General features: G+C 35.0%; 16 protein-coding genes and 2 pseudogenes. 5 read left to right on the top strand and 13 right to left on the bottom strand.

Going from position 1 to position 21,574, the window contains the following annotated elements; translation table 11 throughout:
• Window positions 1–171: 171 nt before the first annotated feature.
• The 7 genes and pseudogenes from ArsFIN_RS08700 to ArsFIN_RS08670 form a co-directional block, all read right to left on the bottom strand.
• Window positions 172–786 (bottom strand): filamentous hemagglutinin N-terminal domain-containing protein, encoded by a 615-nt coding sequence (locus tag ArsFIN_RS08700; protein ID WP_026822557.1) that lies wholly within the window; start codon window positions 784–786, stop codon window positions 172–174.
• Entirely contained in the window at window positions 777–1,097 is a 321-nt protein-coding gene (locus tag ArsFIN_RS08695) for a hypothetical protein (protein WP_026822556.1), read from the bottom strand. Before ArsFIN_RS08695 ends, ArsFIN_RS08700 begins: the two co-directional genes overlap by 10 nt.
• Window positions 1,098–1,319: 222 nt before the next feature.
• Window positions 1,320–2,444 (bottom strand): ribonuclease D, encoded by a 1,125-nt coding sequence (gene rnd, locus ArsFIN_RS08690; protein WP_026822555.1) that lies wholly within the window; start codon window positions 2,442–2,444, stop codon window positions 1,320–1,322.
• 107 nt (window positions 2,445–2,551) lie between these two features.
• Window positions 2,552–4,250, bottom strand: a pseudogene (gene fadD, locus ArsFIN_RS08685) (long-chain-fatty-acid--CoA ligase FadD).
• A gap of 391 nt (window positions 4,251–4,641) precedes the next feature.
• A complete protein-coding gene (locus tag ArsFIN_RS08680) occupies window positions 4,642–5,244 on the bottom strand; it encodes a Slp family lipoprotein (protein WP_026822554.1) in 603 nt (200 codons plus the stop codon).
• Between the two features lie 40 nt (window positions 5,245–5,284).
• Window positions 5,285–5,980 carry a tRNA (adenosine(37)-N6)-threonylcarbamoyltransferase complex dimerization subunit type 1 TsaB gene (gene tsaB, locus ArsFIN_RS08675; protein WP_026822553.1) on the bottom strand — a complete coding sequence of 232 codons (696 nt, stop codon included), beginning with the start codon at window positions 5,978–5,980 and terminating at the stop codon, window positions 5,285–5,287.
• Between the two features lie 110 nt (window positions 5,981–6,090).
• A pseudogene (locus ArsFIN_RS08670) lies at window positions 6,091–8,004 on the bottom strand (ATP-dependent DNA helicase).
• Between the two features lie 168 nt (window positions 8,005–8,172).
• Here ArsFIN_RS08670 and ArsFIN_RS08665 point away from each other — a divergent pair.
• Complete coding sequence (locus ArsFIN_RS08665) at window positions 8,173–8,526, top strand: RidA family protein (RefSeq protein WP_026822552.1); 354 nt, start codon at window positions 8,173–8,175, stop codon at window positions 8,524–8,526.
• Window positions 8,527–8,689: 163 nt separating this feature from the next.
• Here ArsFIN_RS08665 and ArsFIN_RS08660 read toward each other — a convergent pair whose 3' ends face one another.
• The 6 genes from ArsFIN_RS08660 to zwf form a co-directional block, all read right to left on the bottom strand.
• Window positions 8,690–10,342 carry a M10 family metallopeptidase C-terminal domain-containing protein gene (locus ArsFIN_RS08660; RefSeq protein WP_051296990.1) on the bottom strand — a complete coding sequence of 551 codons (1,653 nt, stop codon included), beginning with the start codon at window positions 10,340–10,342 and terminating at the stop codon, window positions 8,690–8,692.
• A gap of 558 nt (window positions 10,343–10,900) precedes the next feature.
• On the bottom strand, window positions 10,901–11,941 hold the full coding sequence (locus ArsFIN_RS08655; protein WP_071846858.1) for a lytic polysaccharide monooxygenase: 1,041 nt from the start codon (window positions 11,939–11,941) through the stop codon (window positions 10,901–10,903).
• A gap of 576 nt (window positions 11,942–12,517) precedes the next feature.
• Complete coding sequence (locus tag ArsFIN_RS08650; RefSeq protein WP_026822550.1) at window positions 12,518–12,964, bottom strand: hypothetical protein; 447 nt, start codon at window positions 12,962–12,964, stop codon at window positions 12,518–12,520.
• Window positions 12,965–13,649: 685 nt separating this feature from the next.
• Window positions 13,650–13,982, bottom strand: a complete 333-nt coding sequence (gene mdtI, locus ArsFIN_RS08645; protein WP_026822549.1) for a multidrug/spermidine efflux SMR transporter subunit MdtI — start codon at window positions 13,980–13,982, stop codon at window positions 13,650–13,652.
• Window position 13,983: 1 nt separating this feature from the next.
• Complete coding sequence (mdtJ, locus tag ArsFIN_RS08640) at window positions 13,984–14,394, bottom strand: multidrug/spermidine efflux SMR transporter subunit MdtJ (protein ID WP_026822548.1); 411 nt, start codon at window positions 14,392–14,394, stop codon at window positions 13,984–13,986.
• A gap of 424 nt (window positions 14,395–14,818) precedes the next feature.
• Window positions 14,819–16,294, bottom strand: a complete 1,476-nt coding sequence (gene zwf, locus ArsFIN_RS08635; protein WP_026822547.1) for a glucose-6-phosphate dehydrogenase — start codon at window positions 16,292–16,294, stop codon at window positions 14,819–14,821.
• Between the two features lie 341 nt (window positions 16,295–16,635).
• Between zwf and ArsFIN_RS08630 the strand changes: the two genes are divergently transcribed.
• The 4 genes from ArsFIN_RS08630 (at window position 16,636) to ArsFIN_RS08615 (ending at window position 21,536) form a co-directional block, all read left to right on the top strand.
• Window positions 16,636–17,217 (top strand): MurR/RpiR family transcriptional regulator, encoded by a 582-nt coding sequence (locus ArsFIN_RS08630; protein WP_026822546.1) that lies wholly within the window; start codon window positions 16,636–16,638, stop codon window positions 17,215–17,217.
• Between the two features lie 190 nt (window positions 17,218–17,407).
• Window positions 17,408–18,850: a pyruvate kinase gene (pyk, locus tag ArsFIN_RS08625; RefSeq protein WP_026822545.1), complete on the top strand. Its 1,443-nt coding sequence runs from the start codon at window positions 17,408–17,410 to the stop codon at window positions 18,848–18,850.
• A gap of 276 nt (window positions 18,851–19,126) precedes the next feature.
• Window positions 19,127–20,233, top strand: a complete 1,107-nt coding sequence (locus ArsFIN_RS08620; RefSeq protein WP_026822544.1) for a two-partner secretion domain-containing protein — start codon at window positions 19,127–19,129, stop codon at window positions 20,231–20,233.
• Between the two features lie 250 nt (window positions 20,234–20,483).
• Window positions 20,484–21,536 (top strand): two-partner secretion domain-containing protein, encoded by a 1,053-nt coding sequence (locus tag ArsFIN_RS08615; protein ID WP_026822543.1) that lies wholly within the window; start codon window positions 20,484–20,486, stop codon window positions 21,534–21,536.
• Window positions 21,537–21,574 lie beyond the last annotated feature (38 nt).

The raw sequence follows: 21,574 nt of genomic DNA, 5'->3' as shown, positions 1-21,574 counted from the left end.
AAAAATTTCCGTTAATAAAATCATCTGCCATTATTTTTCCTCTATTAACGATGCCATAATTTTTTTTTGGCTTGCCTTAAAATCTCAGATTGACTTACTACCTTATTATTAAACTGATAATCTTTTGTTATACGATGAATGACTTCGCCAATATGTCTTATTTTATAAACATTAAAATAAGGAATTAATATCTATCTCACCTTCATTTCTAAATGAGCCAACCGTTACATAAATATTTATTTCATTGGCACTTATTTGGCTACCTTTTTTTACTTGAAATTTTGAATAACCAAAATCATCAACTAACCAAGGTTTGAAATACGCTAAATTATTGTGTGTATTTTTATTATTGATATGATCATATTTTATAAAAAATGGCATGCTACCAGTTCGATAAGTTATGCTGTTTGCTTTAATTTGCGTATTAGCATTAATAATATTATTATAGGCTAATACTTCAACATCCTTAATATTTTTAAAATTAATATTTCCCGAAAAACGCATTGATTTATTCATTGATTGAATTAATTTAATATCACCTATTTTTTGATATTGCTCACTATTAATTTTTCCTACAGCAAGAGTAACACGGTCAGTACCGGAAAATGAACAACTTATACAATTAATTCCTACTGGGTTTGCAATAATAATAGCAGCTTTTGAGCCTAAAATAGCTAATTCGCCAAAAAGCCGAGTTTTTTCTTTACTAGCAATTTCAGCAATAATTAGCTTAGCGCTATGTTCAATATTATTATTGAAGTAAATGCCCTTTTTACCTATATCCATTTTGTTAAAAAAATATGTGATACCCCTATATTATCAACAGGATTAATATTAATAACGGGTTTTAGCTTATTAGCACAATCAGGTAATAAATTATTTAATTTACTATAATCTTTATATTTTGTAATATTGGCGGTAGAATTTTTTATATTATTTTTATCAATAATTATATATGTTCCCTCATTTCTGTATTTATTATTATTTTTTGATTTTTTATCTTCAATTACTAGTTTTGATTTTACAAGATAAAATTGATCTGCATAAATATCAAAAGCCATAATGACCATTATTATAAATATTAATGTTTTTTTCATTGCATCCTCTTCATTAAGATAGTGATGATAAAATAATATTATTTATATTTTTATAAAAATTTATTTTAATTAATAGAAAGAGAAATACAGAAAGGAAAGATATTTTATCTCTAATATTTCAAGATATCGGTTTAAATTAATTACACGATATCTTATACAAATTTAATTCAATATTTATTACGGACTAATTAACCGATTTGTTCTTCAATGTATATCTACACGTTAACAATATAATGCTAATAATTGTTTCAAAGGGTTAGTTAATAGTTGACCACGCCATCCAGCAAGCAGATCGGGTGTATTATGGCTCTTTTTTAATCCCCAATGAATTGCCAATAACTGATTAATTTGACGTCGTGAGGCTAATAACTCAGTATTCAATTTTTGTTGCTCACTAATTTGTTTGGTTAATGTTTTAACTGCCATAAAAGCTTCTCGATATTTAGGGTGATCGATAAGATGATAAAGTGGCTGTGGACACGCTTTTTCTTCAAGGGCATGACACTGGGTAACGATTTGCAATAAATCCTGTCCATGGCATCGGATCTCTTGTCCTGTTAGCCCTATTGTCTGTAGTTCCGTTAAAGAGTTAGGTAAGTAACGCGCTATTTTCCACAGATGCTCTTCTCTAACAACAAAATTGATCGCCAGATCACGCCGACGAGCCTGGTTAAGACGCCAGGCAGCTAATTGCTTAAGACAAGCCAGCTGTTGAGCCCGCAGTTGCCAACTATTTTTGATACTTTTATATGCTTCTGCCGGGGTTAATATCTCTTGCCGACGTAATAAAATACGCTGGCATTCATCTGTTACAGCCGGTAGATAGCCTAATTTATCAACAAGCTGTTGTAGTTTTTCAGCTAAAGGCAATAAAAAAAACACATCAGCGGCCGCATATTGACACTGTTTATCACTCAACGGCCGAACAAGCCAGTCTGTACGTGATTCACTCTTATCTAATGCAATGGTTAAATACTTATTTACTAAGCTAGCAAATCCGCTTGAAATTGGATGGCCAACAAATGCTGCCATGATCTGTGTATCTAACATCGGTTGTGGCACACAAGCTAAATGATGAAAAAATACTTCTATATCCTCACTACCGGCATGTAAGATTTTAGTAACTTTGCCATCGGTTAATAAATTTTTAAACGGCTCCATGTTAGTAATGGCAATAGGATCAATTAATGAAAGTTGCTCACCATCATATAACTGAATGAGACTAAGCTGTGGATAATAAGTTTTTACCCGCACAAATTCTGTATCTAGTGCTATTTTGCTAGCTTTAGATGCTGCTTGACAAACTTCTTTAAGTTGAGCATCTGTCGTAATCAAGTGATAATTCAAAACGTCTTTCTCTTTATGATTTATTTTTAACAACATCGGTTTAGCTCACCACGCAACCGATGCTGTTTTTCTAATTAGCTAAATTAACTTTCAACTGTCTGTGTTATTTAATGATTTTCTGCGGAATTTTGATATTTTTTCTGCTCTTCTTCTCTTAATTGTCGCCGTAATATTTTACCTACATTTGATTTGGGTAATTCAGTACTACGAAATTCAAAAAATTTAGGTACCTTATAAGCGGTTAAATATTGACGACAAAATATTTTTAATATCATCGGCAGTCAGATTCGGATCACTTGCTACCACAAAGACTTTTACTGCTTCACCGGTATTTTCATCTATCACGCCAATTGCTGCATTTTCAATGACTTTGGGGTGATTAGAGATAACTTCTTCAATTTCACTTGGATAAAAATTAAAACCAGAAACCAAGATCATATCCTTTTTGCGATCAACAATTTTGATAAATCCTTTTTCATCGATTGTTGCAATATCACCGGTTGCTAACCAACCATCCTGCAGCACTTCGTCAGTCATAATAGGAGAGCGCCAGTAACCCTTCATGACTTGAGGACCACGCACCAACATCTCACCAGGCTGACCAATTGGAACTTCATTACCATTGTTATCAACAAACTTAACATCAGTAGAAGGCATAGGAAGACCAATACTACCATTATATCGATCTAAATTGTATGGATTAACTGTTACTAATGGCGAGCACTCAGTTAAGCCATAGCCCTCCAGTAAACACTTGCCCGTTATTTGTTGCCACTCTTCTGCCACCGCCTTTTGTACCGGCATTCCACCACCGATAGAAACATGCAAATGTGAAAAGTCAAGCTTTCTAAATTCTTCATTACGTAACCAGGCATTAAATAATGTATTAACGCCTGTAATGCCAGTAAAAGGATAACGGGCAAGTTCTTTGACCGTTGCTGCAATATCCCGCGGATTAGTAATTAGTAAATTTGTCCCACCAATCTTAACAAATAATAAACAATTTACGGTTAAGGCAAAAATATGATACAGCGGCAGCGCCGTCACAATAATTTCTTTACCTAACTGCATAGCTGGCAGGTAAGTTGCTCTGCCCTGCTCAACATTTGCCAACATATTATAATGGGTAAGCATCGCCCCTTTCGCTGCACCAGTAGTTCCACCGGTATACTGGAGAAAAGCCAAATCTTCGCCAGAAATTTCAGGTTTGACATATTGCATACGATATCCCAATTGCATAACACGGCGAAAAGAGATCGCTTGTGGCAAATAATATTTAGGTATCAAACGTTTTATATATTTAACAACAAAATCAACAATAGTTGCTTTTGGCCGAGAAAGTTGATCGCCTAAACGTGTCAGAATGACATGTTTAACTTTTGTATTAAAAACCACTTTTTCTAATGTATGGGCAAAATTTGATACGATGACAATTGCAATAGCCTCACTATCATTGAGTTGATGTTCTAATTCTCTTGGGGTATAAAGCGGATTAACATTAACGACAACCATACCTGCACGTAAAATACCAAAAAGTGCGACTGGATACTGTAATAAATTGGGTAGCATAAGCGCAATACGATCACCTTTTTGCAGACCTAAACCATTTTGTAAATAAGCCGCAAACGCTCGACTGCGTTCTTCCAACTTACGATAGGTCATTATTTCACCCATATTAATAAAAGCAGGGCGATCTGCATATTGAGTAACCATATTTTCTAATAAGTCTGCTAATGATGTTTCAGATACCGGTGCTATTTCTGCCGGAACATCTGATGGATAATTTTTTAGCCAGATTTTTTCCACTGTAATACTCCTGATTTGAAACTAAGTGAAGTAACCGACAAAAATTAATTTGTTAACAAAATACTAACTCAGCATACTAGTTTGAGAACCGTTCTATATTAATGCTGAGATATGTATCACTATTTAATTTCAAATCTCGAATAAGTTTAAGCTAAGCTAACTTATCAGTTGCTATGTTTTGATTAATTTTCAGTTAATTATAAAGGCTAGCAAAATAATTATATATAATATTAATTATAAACTGCTTGGCTTTTATCGAAAACCTAAATACCTTTTACCTTTTTTAGTGCCCAACAGCTCTGAGTAGCACGGCAAAATTTTACTCAACATAAAAACTAGTCAGGGTAAATATAACAAAATATTTACCCTGACTAATTAATAAAAATAACAGTTATTCGGTTAGATAAGTGCGTATTTCAGCCTCACCAACAGGATAACCCCAAGGCCCCCAATTCCAATAATAAGGCGAATTAGGATAATTTGGATACCATGGCGATCCATATCCCCAACCGGAAGGTGGTAATACAACTGATTGCATTTGATTCCAACGTTGATAACCTGACACCGAAATTTTGACATACTGATAGGAAACTAAATCAATTTTTCCTAATTCAATGCCAGTAATTGTCCCAACAACCGTAATATAGCGCCCATTAAAATCGGATGGCTCTAAAAAACGGCCGATATAGGCATATATACGTCCTACTGATGGTGTATTTAATCTTGGTGCAGCATCATATTTACTTAATGGCATCACTGCAATTTCAAGCCGAGTTTGGTTATTACTGTTTAAAACAGAGATCACCTTACCACCAAAGCGCCCTTCTTGACCAATATAAAGCTCAGGAGCCTCGCGCACTGCTGATAAATTTTCAACCGGTGTTGGCGTGGTTCCTTTAATTGAAGCAGGAATAGAGACACACCCAGTTAAGAAAACAACACCAGCCAACAGAGCAACCTTTGTGGCAACCTGGTAGTTTAACTTTATTTTCATAAACCACCTCTTTAAACGGCATAATAATTTAAAACAAGTATCAACGACCGGGTAATTTTTTCCAACTAACCTCATTACGTAAATAAACCGGCTGGGCCTCTTCAACCTTAACTGTTTTACCTTTTTGCCACGCTTGTAAGGCTAAAAGCAACATATCTTGCGCATCCGGTAGATAAATACTACTTTCCAATAAATTTAAATTTGTCGTTCTTAATATAGGATAGGCTGACCAACCTGTCCCGGCAATAGCCCACTGCCCACTTAAACCATTTATTTTAGTTAAAAACTGTTCTGGCTTAAGTACTGCTTCAGTCTCTTCACCCTGCCAAAACCCATCTGGTTTAAGTTGATAACAAGCAGAATAAATTTCTCCCATTCTTGCATCTATCGCGACTAATACTTTTTCTACGCCGGATTGACGATAAGCACCTTGCGCCATCGTTAACAGAGAAGAGATGCCGATCATTGGCAAATCAGCCCCAAATGCTAATCCCTGAGCAATACCGACAGCAATACGAACGCCGGTAAAACTACCTGGACCACGCCCAAAAGCTAAAACATCGATATGTTGTAAATTCAATTGTGCATTAATAAGACACTGTTCTACCATCGGCAATATTTTTCTGGTGTGCTCACGTGGTGAAACGGCATATTGAGTAAAAATTTCACCATCGCGCAACAATGCGACAGAACACGCTTCAGTGGCCGTATCAATCGCTAATATATGGGTTGCCATATTTTAGATCCTGGCTATTTTGATGACCAAATAATTGCTAATACTAACATATTTTGTTGAATAAAATGGTATCAGCAAGAAAAAAGCGGTATGTTATCGCCACTATTTATTTAATTAGTTGATGGCGTTTTTGCTAAAAAGTTAATTACCACTTGTAAACTACGCGTTCTAGGCGAAGGTGGTAAACTATTCAAAAAAACTTCACCATAAGGTCGCGAGACTAAGCGTTTATCACAAATAATAATCACTCCAGAATCATTAACATCACGAACTAACCTGCCAATCCCTTGCTTTAAATTAAGCACCGCATCAGGCAATTGAACATCATAAAACGCATTGCCACCATGTAGTTGGCAATCTTGCATACGCGCTCGCAATAATGGTTCATCTGGCGAAGTGAAAGGCAATCTATCAATAATGACACAAGAGAGAGCATCACCCTTAACATCAACCCCTTCCCAAAAACTGTTGGTTGCTATCAACAATGCATTACCTGCTGCGGTAAATTGTGACAACAATCGTGCTTTACTGGTTTCTCCCTGCATCAAAACAGGTAAGTTCAAACATTCACGAAACATGGCTGTTAATTCACGCATCATATGAAGTGACGTACATAAAAAGAAACAACGTCCTTGATTATGCTCAATAACTGGTTTTAGCATAACAACTAATTGCTCAGCAAAGTCAGCTTGATTTATGTCTGGCAAATAACGCGGTACACAAAGTAATGTTTGGCGTTGATAGTCAAATGGACTCGGTAAGATTAAACTATTGGCTTTTTCTAATCCTAAACGTTGGCTAAAATAACTTAGTTTATCACTGACTGCTAGCGTAGCAGAAGTAAAGATCCAGCTGCCTTTTTCCGTCGTTATCATATCATGAAATTTATCCGCCACCGTTAAGGGTGTTAATGCTAATAAAAAATGGCGACCAAAACTTTCAAACCAATAACTAAAACCAGGGATAGTTGTTTCTTTCAACCGATTTAAACGATTACAATAAGTCGTTGTTCGATCAAAAATAGCATCCAAAGCGGCAGAACGACCCAGCGATAGTTTTATCACTTCGTAGCTAAATTCCAACGCATCTTCAAGACGCTACAACGCACTACTAACTGACTGTTGATTAAGTAATTGTTGCAAATCCCCTCTAAATCCATTTTCACCTAACATTAATCGAAAATCTAAAGTAGCCTAGCTAATACTATCGGCACACTTTTGTAATTGTATCTGATCACGAATTTCAGTTCGGTAAACGAGGATAATATCACAAGCAAGGTCAAATAACTGACGGCTACTGAGCTGTTGGCCAAAGTATTGACTGGCAATATCAGGGATCTGATGCGCCTCATCAAAAATAATTACCTCCGCCGACGGAATTAACTCGCCAAATCCAGTATTTTTTACGACCTTATCCGCCATAAATAGATGGTGATTAACCACCACCACATCAGCTTCTAACGCTTTTTTGCGTGCCTTAAGCACAAAACAACGCTGATAATAGGGGCAATGGCTACCGATGCAATTATCATTAGTGCTGGTCACTAATGGCCAAACAGCGCTGTCCTCTGCTACCTGATGACAATGACTGATATCACCATCCTCCGTTTCTATTGCCCAACTACGTAGGCGAACAATCTCTGCAATCATTTCAGCAATAAGTTGTTCTCCCGCTAATGATTGCTGTTCAAGCCGCTCCAAACACAAATAATTAGCACGCCCTTTTAACAAAGCCACATGGCCTGAATAGGCTAAAGCGGCTTTAATAATCGGTAAATCACGATAATAAAGTTGATCCTGCAAAGTTTTTGAGCCTGTTAAGATCACGACTTTTTTATTAGAACGTAAGGCCGGTACTAAATAGGCATAAGTTTTACCCGTTCCTGTACCGGCTTCAACCACAAGCGTCTGTTGAGATTGAATTGCCGTCGTAATGGCGCGAGCCATTTCAATTTGCGCATCACGTGGTCGAAATCCAGGGATGGCATCAAACAGTGGGCCTTTAATAGAAAAATCGTCTAACACTTTAGTCTCATTATTTAAATTAGCGAAAATATTTTACTCATGCCTGGTTAGTGGTAATAAAAGCTCACTTTGTACGATTTATTATTAAATAAACGTATTACCATGACAAAAAATAGATTTTAGTAGACAATATAGCAATGACTTTATGTTTAAAAATCAGGAATAATGATGTCTATTCAATATATTGATCCAGAAAATCGCTGGTCAGAAGCGACCTTATTTAACAATACCCTCTATTACACCAGTGTTCCTGAAAATCTTGAGGGTGATATTATTCAACAAACAACTAGCGCGTTGCAGGCTATCGATAATATTTTAACCCGAGTTGGTTCAAATAAAAGTAAGATCCTTGATGCAACTATCTTTCTCGCTGATAAAGCTGATTTGGCGGGTATGAACCAAGCCTGGGATAGCTGGGTTGTACCGGGTAAAGCGCCTGTTCGCTGTACAGTGGAAGCTATTTTAATGAATCCTAAATATAAAATAGAGATCAAAATTGTTGCTGCAATCGCGGATAAATAATCTTAAAGGCCTTTAATAGAGCCTGCCAGCCGGCTCTATTGCTTAATAAATATAAATTAACATAATGTTAAATAGAGAAATAACTTTATCTTAGTTATGTTGATAAAAAAAAGAGTGAGCAAGTTGCTGATAACCGCCTTTTTCGCTATCACAAATAGGCGCTCTATTGATGTAAGATAAAGTCGGTGAAAGGATTAATATAACCATAAACATCAATAGCGAAATCAGCTATATCATCATTATTTACAGTTATCAGGACTCTACTCCATTGACTTACTGGCTCGTAAGTGATTTTTATTTGGCCCGGCTGGCCGTTAAATTGATTAACAAAAGTCAGGGAACTTTGGCCATTAGAGTTATCATACAAATTTTTATTTAGACAAGACAGGTCAATTTTATCTTCTCCTGTTTGAAAATCCATGATCCTATCAGATGCACCCACGGTTGAATCTTCAAATGACAGATAAACAAAAGTATTTCTTTCTACTGGGCCAGTTATCGATGGTAAGGAATGCGCTTGCTGGTCACTATTTTCTACGCTATTAGTATAATAACTGTAAAACGGAGGCAAATTGGAAGAACGATTATTTGTTGCTATCATCTGCCTTACTGTTTCATCTCTACCCCAAAGTATGTCTTGCCCTAAACCGCCATAAATAATATCTTCGCCAGCACCACCTTTAATTATATTATCAACACTATTACCAATTATAGTGTCTTGGCCATAACCACCGAACGCGTTTTCAATAACCGTATTTTTAGCAATTGAGACATTCTTTATCCATCCACCCACATTTGAAAAGGTACCCGCATTTAAATTAATTAGTTGAAGTTTAGAGTAACCAGAAAAGTCTAATGTATCATTACCGCCTGCATCCCATACTGAGAAAATACAACCGATACGTGGGTCGCTAATTGTGTACCAATCTTTATTGGTAGTAGAATTAAAACCATAGACATCATCACCGGTTCGTGTGCGCATATTCGCGCCATACAACGCTTGAACAGCAGCAATATCATCGATAAGTGGCGCGGATGCATAATGACCGTGAAAATTACCGCCAGTATGATATTCTGACCAATAACTCATGACACTAAACTGACGGCTATCTTCTTCATAAGGTGCATTGGCCGAATAACTCAGTGCACTATCTGTATTTCTAGTCCATTTAAGTGTCTGGGTTTGCTGATCAATTGATGCCCAATTGTAGTCGCCTGGGTGGGAAAGCCCTATTGCATGACCTATTTCATGTACCAGAACCAATCGACCGTAATTTCCCGGTTGAGGATCTAAATTTTCAGGGTGATCCTCGGCATTAAACCAACATTGTCCGGCCTGTGCTCCGCTCTGGGGTAAATATGCAAATGCCTGACCTTGCATGCTGTGAAAATTACCAAAATTAATATTTGTTGTTTGCGTGGCATCTTCAGTAAAAGTGATATTAGCCACATCAGCCCAGCTATCCAGTGCAATTCTTGCCTGTTGCTGCTGTTTTTCGGTTAGTTGGTGGTAACCAGTATAATATTCTTGCCATCGACTAAAGGAATAAGTAACGGCCGCAGGTTGCCCAATTTGCTGTTCACTATTCCAGGTGGCCTGTTGACGTATAATTTGTTGCCCGGCTTGATCAATATCATAAGAATCCTTCCACATGGTCTCTTTATCTTTGCCACGTTTATTTTCACGCAAAGCATTATTTACCCATTGCGATATATCTGAGACTTGAAAAGGTGGTAGGGTTTGAGACGATGATGATGATATTAATACCGTTCCATTCTGTTTAAAATAGGTATGTGACCCAGTTATTACCGTCATAATTATTCTGGCTCTTTAATAAATATTGAAAAAATAAATAATTAATTAAATTTATGCTTGTTTTTTTATTTTTCCAATTTTAGTTGTAATTTCTCGATTTTTTACATTAAGAGCGGCCGAATTAATTCGGGACAATAAATAGCTTTGGCCGTTAAGATTTAAGGTACAAAGGAACCAATCAACATCAAATACTTATCATGGCGACACTAAACAAATCAGCTACCTATATCATCAATGATCACCACATGAAAGGTAGCTATTTTGATACGTCATTAGACATTATTAACATGTTCCAAGCAATAATCTCGCCTCCTCACATGAAGTAACGAGGCAAGATATCTGTTTCATTATCATCAAATGTAAGAGCTGAATCAGTAGCCGTAGCTGATGCAACAGTTGGTATTGTATTCGCCACACTATTCAACAACGTATTGGAACCTTTACTCAGTGTGGTACTAGAACCTGTACTCAGCGTGGTACTTGTAGTATTAGAACCTGTACTCAGTGTGGTATTCGAACCTGTATTCAGTGTGGTAACTGTTTCAGTGGGTTGACTGGTTACTTTCTTGTCCGTAATAACCGGTTCACCCGGTTGGTTGGTTGCGTAACCACGGAGCCAGTTGCCGGCTTGGTGCCGGTTACCGTTGTATCCGTCACCACCGGTTCACCCGGTTGATTGGTTGCCGTTTCGGTTGGCTGCGTAACCACGGATCCGGTTGCCGGCTTGGTACCGGTTACCGTCGTATCCGTCACCACCGGTTCACCCGGTTGATTGGTTACCGTTTCGGTTGGCTGCGTAACCACGGATCCGGTTGCCGGCTTGGTACTGGTTACCGTTGTATCCGTCACCACCGGTTCACCCGGTTGATTGGTTGCCGTTTCGGTTGGCTGCGTAACCACGGATCCGGTTGCCGGCTTGGTACCGGTTACCGTTGTATCCGTCACCACCGGTTCACCCGGTTGATTGGTTACTGTTTCGGTTGGTTCTTTGATATCAGGTTCGGTAGGTTGCTTCTTATCATTATCAGGAAAAATTACATCTACCACTTGATAGAAACTATTACTCGTATCAGCAATCTGCCAAACACCATAAATGATATGATAACCAATACGATCAACAGGCACTTCACAAATTATGCTAACGTCTGCTTTGGGTATTGCCCCGCCATCATATTGGGTACAGAAAGGTTTTAAATCGAATGCTGCACGGGTTAATGGTACATTAGGATTCCAACCATTTTTGGTAATATAATAACGCCAATTAGCTGTACTGTGTCGAGCTGTAAGATACCAGGAAAAATTATTGTCTCCCACGTGCATCTGAGTTTTATGCCATCTATTTTCACCCGCTTCATCTAACTTAGCAAATCTTTGAATACCCCCACTGGCTAATTTACCATCTATTGGGAAATTCTTGTCAGGAAATCCGGAGCGTTGTTCTACACTTTGCGGTTCATATTTTATATCACCACAATCTTTATTTATTCCCTGTGCACATTTATATGCTCGGCTTGCTGGCGATTTTATATAGCCATGAGCCCATAGAGTTGAAGATGCCGTTAATATAATGCTCATTATAAAAATTTTTTTTAATTTCATAGGTTTTTCCTATTTAAACATTAAATTAGTTTTATATATTAATTAATAAAATTTTTTGCCAAAAATATTATCATTAACATATTTTCTTTAAAGTTTTTAAAGAAATCCCTATAAAACACACACCAATAAAAATCATTAATCTATGATAAAATTCCACCCTGAAATTTTATTTATTTTATAGAATAATTTTTCATTTAATAATAGTATAGCTCAATTATTTTAACACGAATAATTAATACTATTTTCCTAATAGAATATTTTTTGGTGATTAATTTACTACTGGACGATTGCTATTAGCATAATAAAAAAATATTTTTGATACAACTCATGTCAATCACACAAAGTTAAAAACATACTGATTTATTGTATTAAATTAATGTAGTTCATCCGCTGTATAATTAATAAAAAATCACAAACCATCTAAAATAAAAAAGCAATTTAATTTATTATTTATAATATGAAAAATCCTGACCATTATAATAACTTTATAGTCAGGATTAATTATGATACTGATTGGTATTTTATTTTGTTATAATAGTGCAGTTATTTTTATTTATTGATATTGAATTATATGCTTTAGCATGCAGTTATTGTCATTAAAAAATCCCAGCTAGGATTTTGATCACTACCTTCAAACAGTGGTTCTAAAAGCAATTTAAGTCCACTATTGGTGTTATATTTGAAATCAATAAGTTCAACTTTGCCCGTGTCTTTATTTTTTGCAGATGTATAGCTGCCGGTAATTAAGTCATTACCATTTGGATTATCTTGTGTACTGATTGCAAAATAGAAAGAGGCAGATTTACCGTCCTCTATGGTGTACAGCTTAAGTTGGATTGGGCCGTTATCTTTTTTGGGTTGCGCAATAAAATCGTGTCCAGGTTTATCACTTCCATCCCTATGTATTTTTACGTTAAACCCTTGCCAAATATTTAAAGCATGATCATAGACTGCCATACCTACATTATAGTGTTTAAAACTAATATTACTATTCTCTTTTGCTTGTATATATATTTTTTCCATCGGTAATGTCCTATTTAAAATTCATTTATTAGTAATTGCATACATAAGTCAAAATAATTCAAACCTTTCACATTAGTTTATTTTATTATTGAACTGACACATTTATTATATTATAAATAAAGAGTTACAAAACATATTATTACTTATTTTTAAGGAATATAAATAAAAAAGAGTAGCAATCTCATTTATAAAAAAAATAAACAAAGAAAAAATATTATAATAAAATGACATTATTATTTTTTATAAATATTAAGATATAAATCAATAGATAACCATTTGGAATGATATGTAATAACAAATAAAATAGTTGATAAATAGGCATGATAAATAACAATCCGATTTTTTATCCATTTAAAGTATGGAAAAAATATTTTGATTAAAAAATTGAGAATAAATAAAATTTATTAAATTACTAAATAATTGAAGTCTTGACCTTCCAATAAAAATCGGTTAGAGCAGAAAATAACTTGTTAAACCTGTGTAAATAATTGCTCTTCAATCACCTTCCCTCAGATGAATTTTAATACTAATTTTGCCTATCAAGTATTAATTAATATAAATAACCCCTCAATGATGGGGTTATTTATTATTAAAAAGGTCGATATATAGACAGCGATAAAAAATTCTTTAGCACACTCTATTGGCAATCACTAAACTATGTTCTGTCCTGGCAGGTGAAATAGGATTATGCCAGTTTGATAACAACCATCCCAGTGATTAATAAAATAATACCACCCCAACCTTTATAATTTAACCGTTGATTAAATAAAATCCAACCGGCGGCAACCGTGGCTACCACACCAAAAGCTCCCCAAAGTGCATAAGCAATGGAAAGTTCAATACCCTTTACCGCTACTGCTAATGCACTAAAGGCACCCAAAACGGCAATTAAAGATAAGACGCCAATCCAAAGTCGCTTAAATCCATTTGAAAACTTTAAAAAAATATTAGCTACTATTTCTAAAACAACGGCTAGAAACAGAAAGGCACCATGCCACCATTGATATTCTGCTAACATATTATGCCTCCTTTACGACTTTAGTCATTCTATTTAATGGCATTTTTGGCGTGATTTTTTTTTCCTGCTTGATCGCCTGTAATGAACTTGCTTTTTTTGTACCCGATTTTATAAGCGCTATCCCCACAATAAGTAACGCTAATCCAATAATTTTCATTGGCGATAATGATTCATTAAATAACAGAACACTAAATGCTGTTATAAAAATGACCCCAATACCTTCCCAGAGAGCGTAAGCCACTCCAAGAGCAACTTTTTTTACCGCCATCGCCAGTAATATATAAGATGACGCAATCATAAAATACATTACCAATAAACCAGTCAGATCACCGCTGACGCTGGAATGTTTCATTGATAAAGTACCAATAACTTCTGCGACAATTGCTAATGCTAAAAATATCCAATAAATCATTATATTCTCCTGTTATTGACAATCATCAAAGCAATAGATAAATACCTAACGTGGTAATAACTCAGTGATGATTTAAATTAAAAACCAATTATCGATAAAACCGATTAGCGACAGGAGACGCTACAAAGCACCACACCAGTGATGTTCACTAGAAATAATGGATATATTTGATAAGAAAAGATGATAGCTACTACGTTGATTTTTGACGCTTTTGGCGCTAGACATGATATTTTATTCATGCATCACACGGCCATCCGTATGATATACTATGAATCCTCACTATTGATAGAATAAATACTAAGCTATTTATATCATAACCATTGTATTTACTCAAATAATTATAATAAATTCCAGCTAAAATGCAAAAATCTTACCACTGTAAGGGTAATAAACCTCAGCATATTACCCTACAAATAGATTAAAACTATTCAAACGCATTCCATGAGCGGCCATCTTTGGTGATCATCACATCAGAAGCATCCGGTCCCCATGTACCAGCTTGATAGGGTTTAGGCGGTTCATTATCCTTTGCCCAAGCTTCCATAATAGAATCTACCCATTTCCATGCTTCCTCTACTTCATCTCGACGGACAAACAGTGCTTGGATGCCCCGCATAGCTTCTAGTAATAAGCGTTCATATGCATCAGCCAAGTGGATTTGATTAAATGTTTCAGAAAAACTCAGATCTAATTTTGTCGTCTGTAAATGATGTTTATGCTCAAGCCCCGGCGCTTTATTTAAAATTTCTATATCTATTCCTTCATCAGGCTGTAACCGAATAGTTAATTTATTTTGTGGTAGATCCTGATAAGAATCAGAAAAAATATTTAACGCCGGTTTTTTAAAATAAACCACTACTTCAGAACATTTTGCCGCTAACCGTTTGCCTGTTCTTAAATAAAATGGTACACTCGCCCACCGCCAATCATCTATATCAACCCGAATGGCCACAAAAGTTTCGGTTTTACTTGATGTATTTGCACCTTCCTCTGCAAGATAGCCGGCTACTTTTTTACCTTGAACAGAACCTGATGTATATTGACCTCGTACGGTTTTTTCACGCACATTACTATAATCAATGCGTCGTAATGAACGCAATACTTTAACTTTCTCATCCCGTATACGATCTGCAGTTAATTCCGCAGGCGGTGACATAGCAATCATCGTCAGGATTTGTAATAAATGATTTTGAACCATGTCACGCATCTGCCCAGCCTGATCAAAATAACCCCAACGTCCTTCGATACCAACTTCTTCAGCAACCGTGATCTGGACATGATCAATCGCTCGATAATCCCAATTATTAATAAATAAAGAGTTGGCAAAACGTAATGCTAATAAATTGAGTACTGTTTCTTTACCTAAATAGTGATCAATACGATAAATTTGGCTCTCTTTAAAATACTTAGCAACTTCATTATTTATTTCTTGGGAAGATGCAAGATCGCTGCCTAATGGTTTCTCCATAACAACCCGATTAGGCTTTTTATTAAGGCAGGCATGGCCTAAACCATGACAAACAGCACCAAAAGTCGTTGGTGGCATAGCAAAATAATATATAGCTGGTTTGCTATCGCCTTCAAGATATTTAGCTAATGAATTAAATTTGTTCAAATCCTGAACATCTAAATTAAAAAAATCAAGACGCTCACTTAATTTTTGCCATAAATCAGGCTCAATTTTCTCATTTAAAAAAGTTTTTAACGCTTCTCTAACTTCCTTCATATAGGCGGCAGCATCCCATTCAGCTCGGCCAATACCTATAATACGTGTATCAGGATGGATATAACCCGTTTTTTCCAATTGATAAAGGGAAGGCAATAATTTGCGGCGAGCCAAATCTCCTTTTGCGCCGAAAATAATTAAATTACATGCCTGGACAGCTTTATTAATCGCCATGATAGGGGATTCTCCTTAAACACCAATTTTATAGTGCTGTAATAGCTTCAATCGAGAAAATAAATGTACCTCTTTGACTCGATCAGGTAAACAAAACCACGATATTTTATTTTGCTTAAAAAATAATTCGCAACAAATTTGATTAGTTATATATAATTTTTACGTCTTCATATTTATTAAACTAAAATGCAAAGTAAATTAGACGCCCGTCATATTTTTAATAAAATCCAGTTAATAACTTTCTTTTTTTCATTACTGACCAAACAACGCGTAGTATATTTTGACTCAAGTAACAGGACTCCACTCTTTTGCAATATTAGTAAAACAGGTCGCTTTTTAGTATGAACATATTAGAACAAATAAATAATAGCTTTGAGAATCTCAATAAATCAGAAAAGAAAGTTGCCAATTTAATACTTGTAAACCCGCAAAATGCTATCCATCTTTGTATCGCAGCCCTAGTTAAATTGGCTAATGTGAGCGAAACTACTGTAAACCGTCTTTGTCGTAGAATGGATACTAAAGGTTTTCCTAATTTTAAATTACGATTAACAAAAAGCCTCCCCAATGGGGCATCTTACTTTAGCCGTCTGCTTGATCAAGATGTTACTGTCATTTCCTATAGGCAAAAAGTTTTTCAATCAGCTATCGCTGAATTAGGTATTGTAAAAGATAACCTAAATACCACAAGAATTAATCGTGCTATAGACTTATTAACCCAAATAAAAAAGATCGCTTTCTTTGGTATAGGTTTCCGAGCAGCATATGCCAATATTTACATGCTGATGGTATCACTACTAGCACAATTGACATTAATAGATATGTTAGCAACAGGCTTTATTTTACGTCGAAGGCAAAATTTTAGAGATAACTTAAAGCGCGTAAAAGATATATTACATAATACATATCTTGATAAGCTCTAGTGCTATTTACATTAAGTAAAGCAGATCAATATTAGTAAACTATAAATCTGTTCGTTTTATTACAAAAAATATTCTCTCTATCTAAGGCATTTAAATGATACAACAGCACACTTTAATAAAGGGATTAATTTCATTTCTGTGTAATAACCTATCTACCAACACCAATTTTAATAAGTCAACGGAGTTATAAATGTCGAGACGACTTAGAAGAACGAAAATTGTTACTACTCTCGGTCCCGCGACTGATCGTGATAATAATTTGGAAAAAGTGATTAAAGCCGGCGCAAACGTTGTTCGTCTAAACTTTTCTCATGGCTCAGCGGAAGATCACTTACAACGCGCAACAAAAGTACGTGAACTTGCAAAATCGTTAGTACAGCATGTCGCTATTCTTGGTGATTTACAAGGACCTAAAATTCGCGTTTCAACATTTAAAGAAGGAAAAATTTTTCTTCATATTGGTGATAAATTTACTTTAGATGCCAATTTAGCCAAGGGTGAAGGTAATCAAGAAAAAGTCGGCATTGACTATCAAGGTCTACCCAATGATGTGTCACCAGGCGATATTCTGTTACTTGATGATGGACGAGTTCAATTAAAGGTACTTACGGTAAAAGATCAACAGATTCTAACCGAAGTAACGGTTGGTGGACAACTATCAAATAATAAAGGGATCAACAAACTTGGTGGTGGCCTATCGGCAGAAGCATTAACAGAAAAAGACAAAGCCGATATCTTGACCGCAGCTCAGATTGGTGTCGATTATTTAGCGGTTTCTTTCCCCCGCTGTGCTGAAGACCTAAATTATGCTCGCCGCTTAGCTCGTGAAGCGGGTTGTGATTGTCAAATTGTGGCTAAAATAGAGCGAGCTGAAGCGGTTGCCAGTGATAAAGTTATTGACGAAATTATTTTAGCCTCCGATGTGGTCATGGTTGCTCGAGGCGATCTGGGCGTCGAGATCGGCGATCCGGAATTGGTCGGTGTACAAAAGAAACTGATACGGAGGGCACGCCAGCTAAACCGTATCGCCATCACTGCCACGCAAATGATGGAATCAATGATTACGAATCCGATGCCAACTCGGGCTGAAGTGATGGACGTTGCTAATGCTGTATTGGATGGGACTGACGCGGTTATGTTATCTGCTGAAACAGCGGCGGGCCAATATCCGGCTGAAACTGTTGAAGCTATGGCTAGGGTTTGCCTTGGCGCAGAAAAAATGGCTGACATCAATATTGCTAAACCTGACCTCGATGACCTATTTGACAACATTGAAGAAGCAATTGCTATGTCAGCTATGTACGCAGCCAATCATTTAAAAGGGGTGAAAGCGATTATAGCCATGACAGAATCAGGCCGTACAGCTTGTATGATGTCTCGGATCAGCTCAGGTTTACCCATCTTTTCTATTTCTTATCATGAAAAAACATTAAATCAGTGTGCCCTTTATCGTGGTGTAACACCAATTTATTGTAATAAGGAGACTAACACTATTAATGCCGTTAAAAATGCTATCCAATGCCTGCGGCAAAAAAATTATATTCAACCTGCTGATTTGGTCCTAGTCACACAAGGCGACCAAATGGGTCAGATTGGTAGCACCAATACCTGCCGGATATTAAAAGTCGAATAATTCCATGCTATTAATATATTTAACCCCGTTATATATACGGGGTTTTTATTACCTAAAGCTATAACTATCATTTTCTTTTATTATATTTTTATAATTTAGTCATTATTATTTTTTACCTATGAATTAGAAAAAAGATAATATAAAATAATTAAATATTAAATTAATTAAACTAATAAAATTTAGATTTTAATTGACAAAATAACTGAATTTTTTTACTTTTCTTCTCACTAAAGAAAAAGACTTTCTTTAGCATTTATTTATTAAAGGGATTTTAATATGCACAAAAAAAATAACTTCGCCTATTCCTTATTAGTTCTTAGTCTATTATCAACACCAACATTAGCAACCAATAAAGGAATAAGATATAACGGAATAATAATTGATTCTCTATCAGAAAAAAATAAATCAAATAAACTTATAATATCTAATCAAGGTGAAGTTAATATTGATATTAATGTGCCAGACAATAATGGCGTATCACATAATCAATTTCTACGATTTAATACGAGAAAAGGCATAACCGTGCAGCTTAATAATGATTCAAAGCAAAATAAAAATATGCTTACTCTAGGATCACAATCAGCGAAATTAATTATTAATCAAGTTAACTCCACCGAAAAAACAAATTTACATGGTTTGCTCGAAATAAAAGGATCACCAGCAAAAATTGTTATTGTTAATCCTAATGGCATCAGCTGCAACAATTGCCAATTTAGCAATACAACTGGCGTTGATTTAGTTGCCGGTAAAATGAACTATGCAAATAAAAAAATAAGTTATCAGACAGATAAAGGAAAAATAATCTTTACAGGTTTAGGTATATGGGGGAATGGACGTTCATCAATAGATGAAAAGAGCAAATTTTTATCCAATCTCACGGTATACGCAGGAAATGTTCGTTTTAATAATGGTGCCAAAGTTAATGTCGCTAAGCAATTTTATGTTATTGGTAATGTAAAAACTAAAATTGATGCTTTTAATAATTATAGTAATAGAAGAAGTTTAGGTTTAGCCGGCGAAAAAACAACATTTACACTTGAGAAAAACAGCCAAATTCACGCTAATCAACTAAGAATTTTTACTAGTGAAGGTACATATTTAAATAATAATGGTGCAATTACGGTTGCTGCTAATAAGGAGGATATAGGTGATCTATCAATTAAAGCAGATCATATCGCTAATAAACATATAATTGCAGCTTATGGCACTATTGAGAATAATAAAAATATCATTCCATCTTCAATAAACATTACGACTAAACATTTAATTAATCACCAAGATGCCGGCATTAAAGCATCTGAAGGTATCGTTACGCTTGAAACTTATAAGGGAAAAGGTTATTTTGATATAAATATAAAAAAGGTTTTTCCTAAAATTAATTAGTTGCTTAGCCATAATTTAATTGACTAAAAAAATATTTAATATTTTTTATCAGTAAGCCTTATTTCATCTATAAGGCTACTTTCCTTAATAATAGTTATAAAATTAAAAAAATAAATAGTGACAATATATTATAAATAATCTGTTATTACTATATTAAACACCTTGGTAAAATATTAAGTGGCATTTTTATCAATGAACTAAAACCCATTGATAACAAATTAAATACACTATACATTTAAAAGGATTTAATATGATAATTAAAAAGAATATGTTTATTTATTCTATTTTGACAATTAGTTTACTATCAACAACAGCATTCGCAAACAACGAAAGAATAAATTCATTACAAGATCAAAATAAAGCTAATAAAACTAGAATATATAATTTGCGTGAGAACAATATTGATATTAAAGCACCCGATAATTATGGTGTTTCACATAATAAATATCAGCACTTTAATATTGGAAAAGACTATATAACACACCTTAATAATGATGCGACCAGAAATCAAAATATGATTAATCAGAAAACAGGCCCAGCAAAAATTATTATTAATGAAATCACCCATGACGAAATAACCTATTTAAACGGTCAGTTAAATGTAAAAGGTACTCCAGCCAAGGTCGTTATTATCAATCCTAATGGTATTATCTGCAATGATTGCCAATTTACTAACGCAACTGAAGTCGATCTGGTTGCCGGACGAATGTTTTATATTGAAAAAACTATTAGCTATCATACAAATAAAGGAAAAATAATTTTTACTGGCAAAGGTATCCAGAGCAACGACAATTTTGTCAATCAAAAAAGTAATTTGCTAAGCAAACTATCTGTTTATGCCGGCCAACTACAATTAAAGAATAATGCTAATATTCATGTCGCTGAACAATATTATGCCGTTGGTAATTATAATAATTATTACTATCTTGATTTTGACAACAAGGGAATTATGGCGGGCGAAAAAATAGCAACAAAATTTACTATCGGCAAAGGCAGCCAAATTTATGCTAATAAACTGACTATTTTTAATGGTCAAGGATTAAATTTACATAATCAAGGCTCGATCATAACTCACAATATTATGAGTATAAATGCTGATCATATCGTTAATGAAGGTAACATTATGGCAAATACAGACATAGGTACATCCAGGCTATCAGGTATGTATATTTCCGCTAAGCATCTGGTCAATCATTATAATGGAAATATTAGCGCAACCAGAGGCGAAATCGGTTTTAAACAGACCTATTTGCCATTCGGTTATCAGGATAAAAATATAAAGATAACGAAATTAACATACTAAACCAACAACTATTTAACCGCTTGATAAACTATCAAGCG

Origin of the sequence: Arsenophonus nasoniae, from assembly GCF_004768525.1 — a bacterium.
Classification (GTDB): Bacteria; Pseudomonadota; Gammaproteobacteria; order Enterobacterales; family Enterobacteriaceae; genus Arsenophonus; species Arsenophonus nasoniae.
This window is presented reverse-complemented; position numbering and strand designations above follow the sequence as displayed.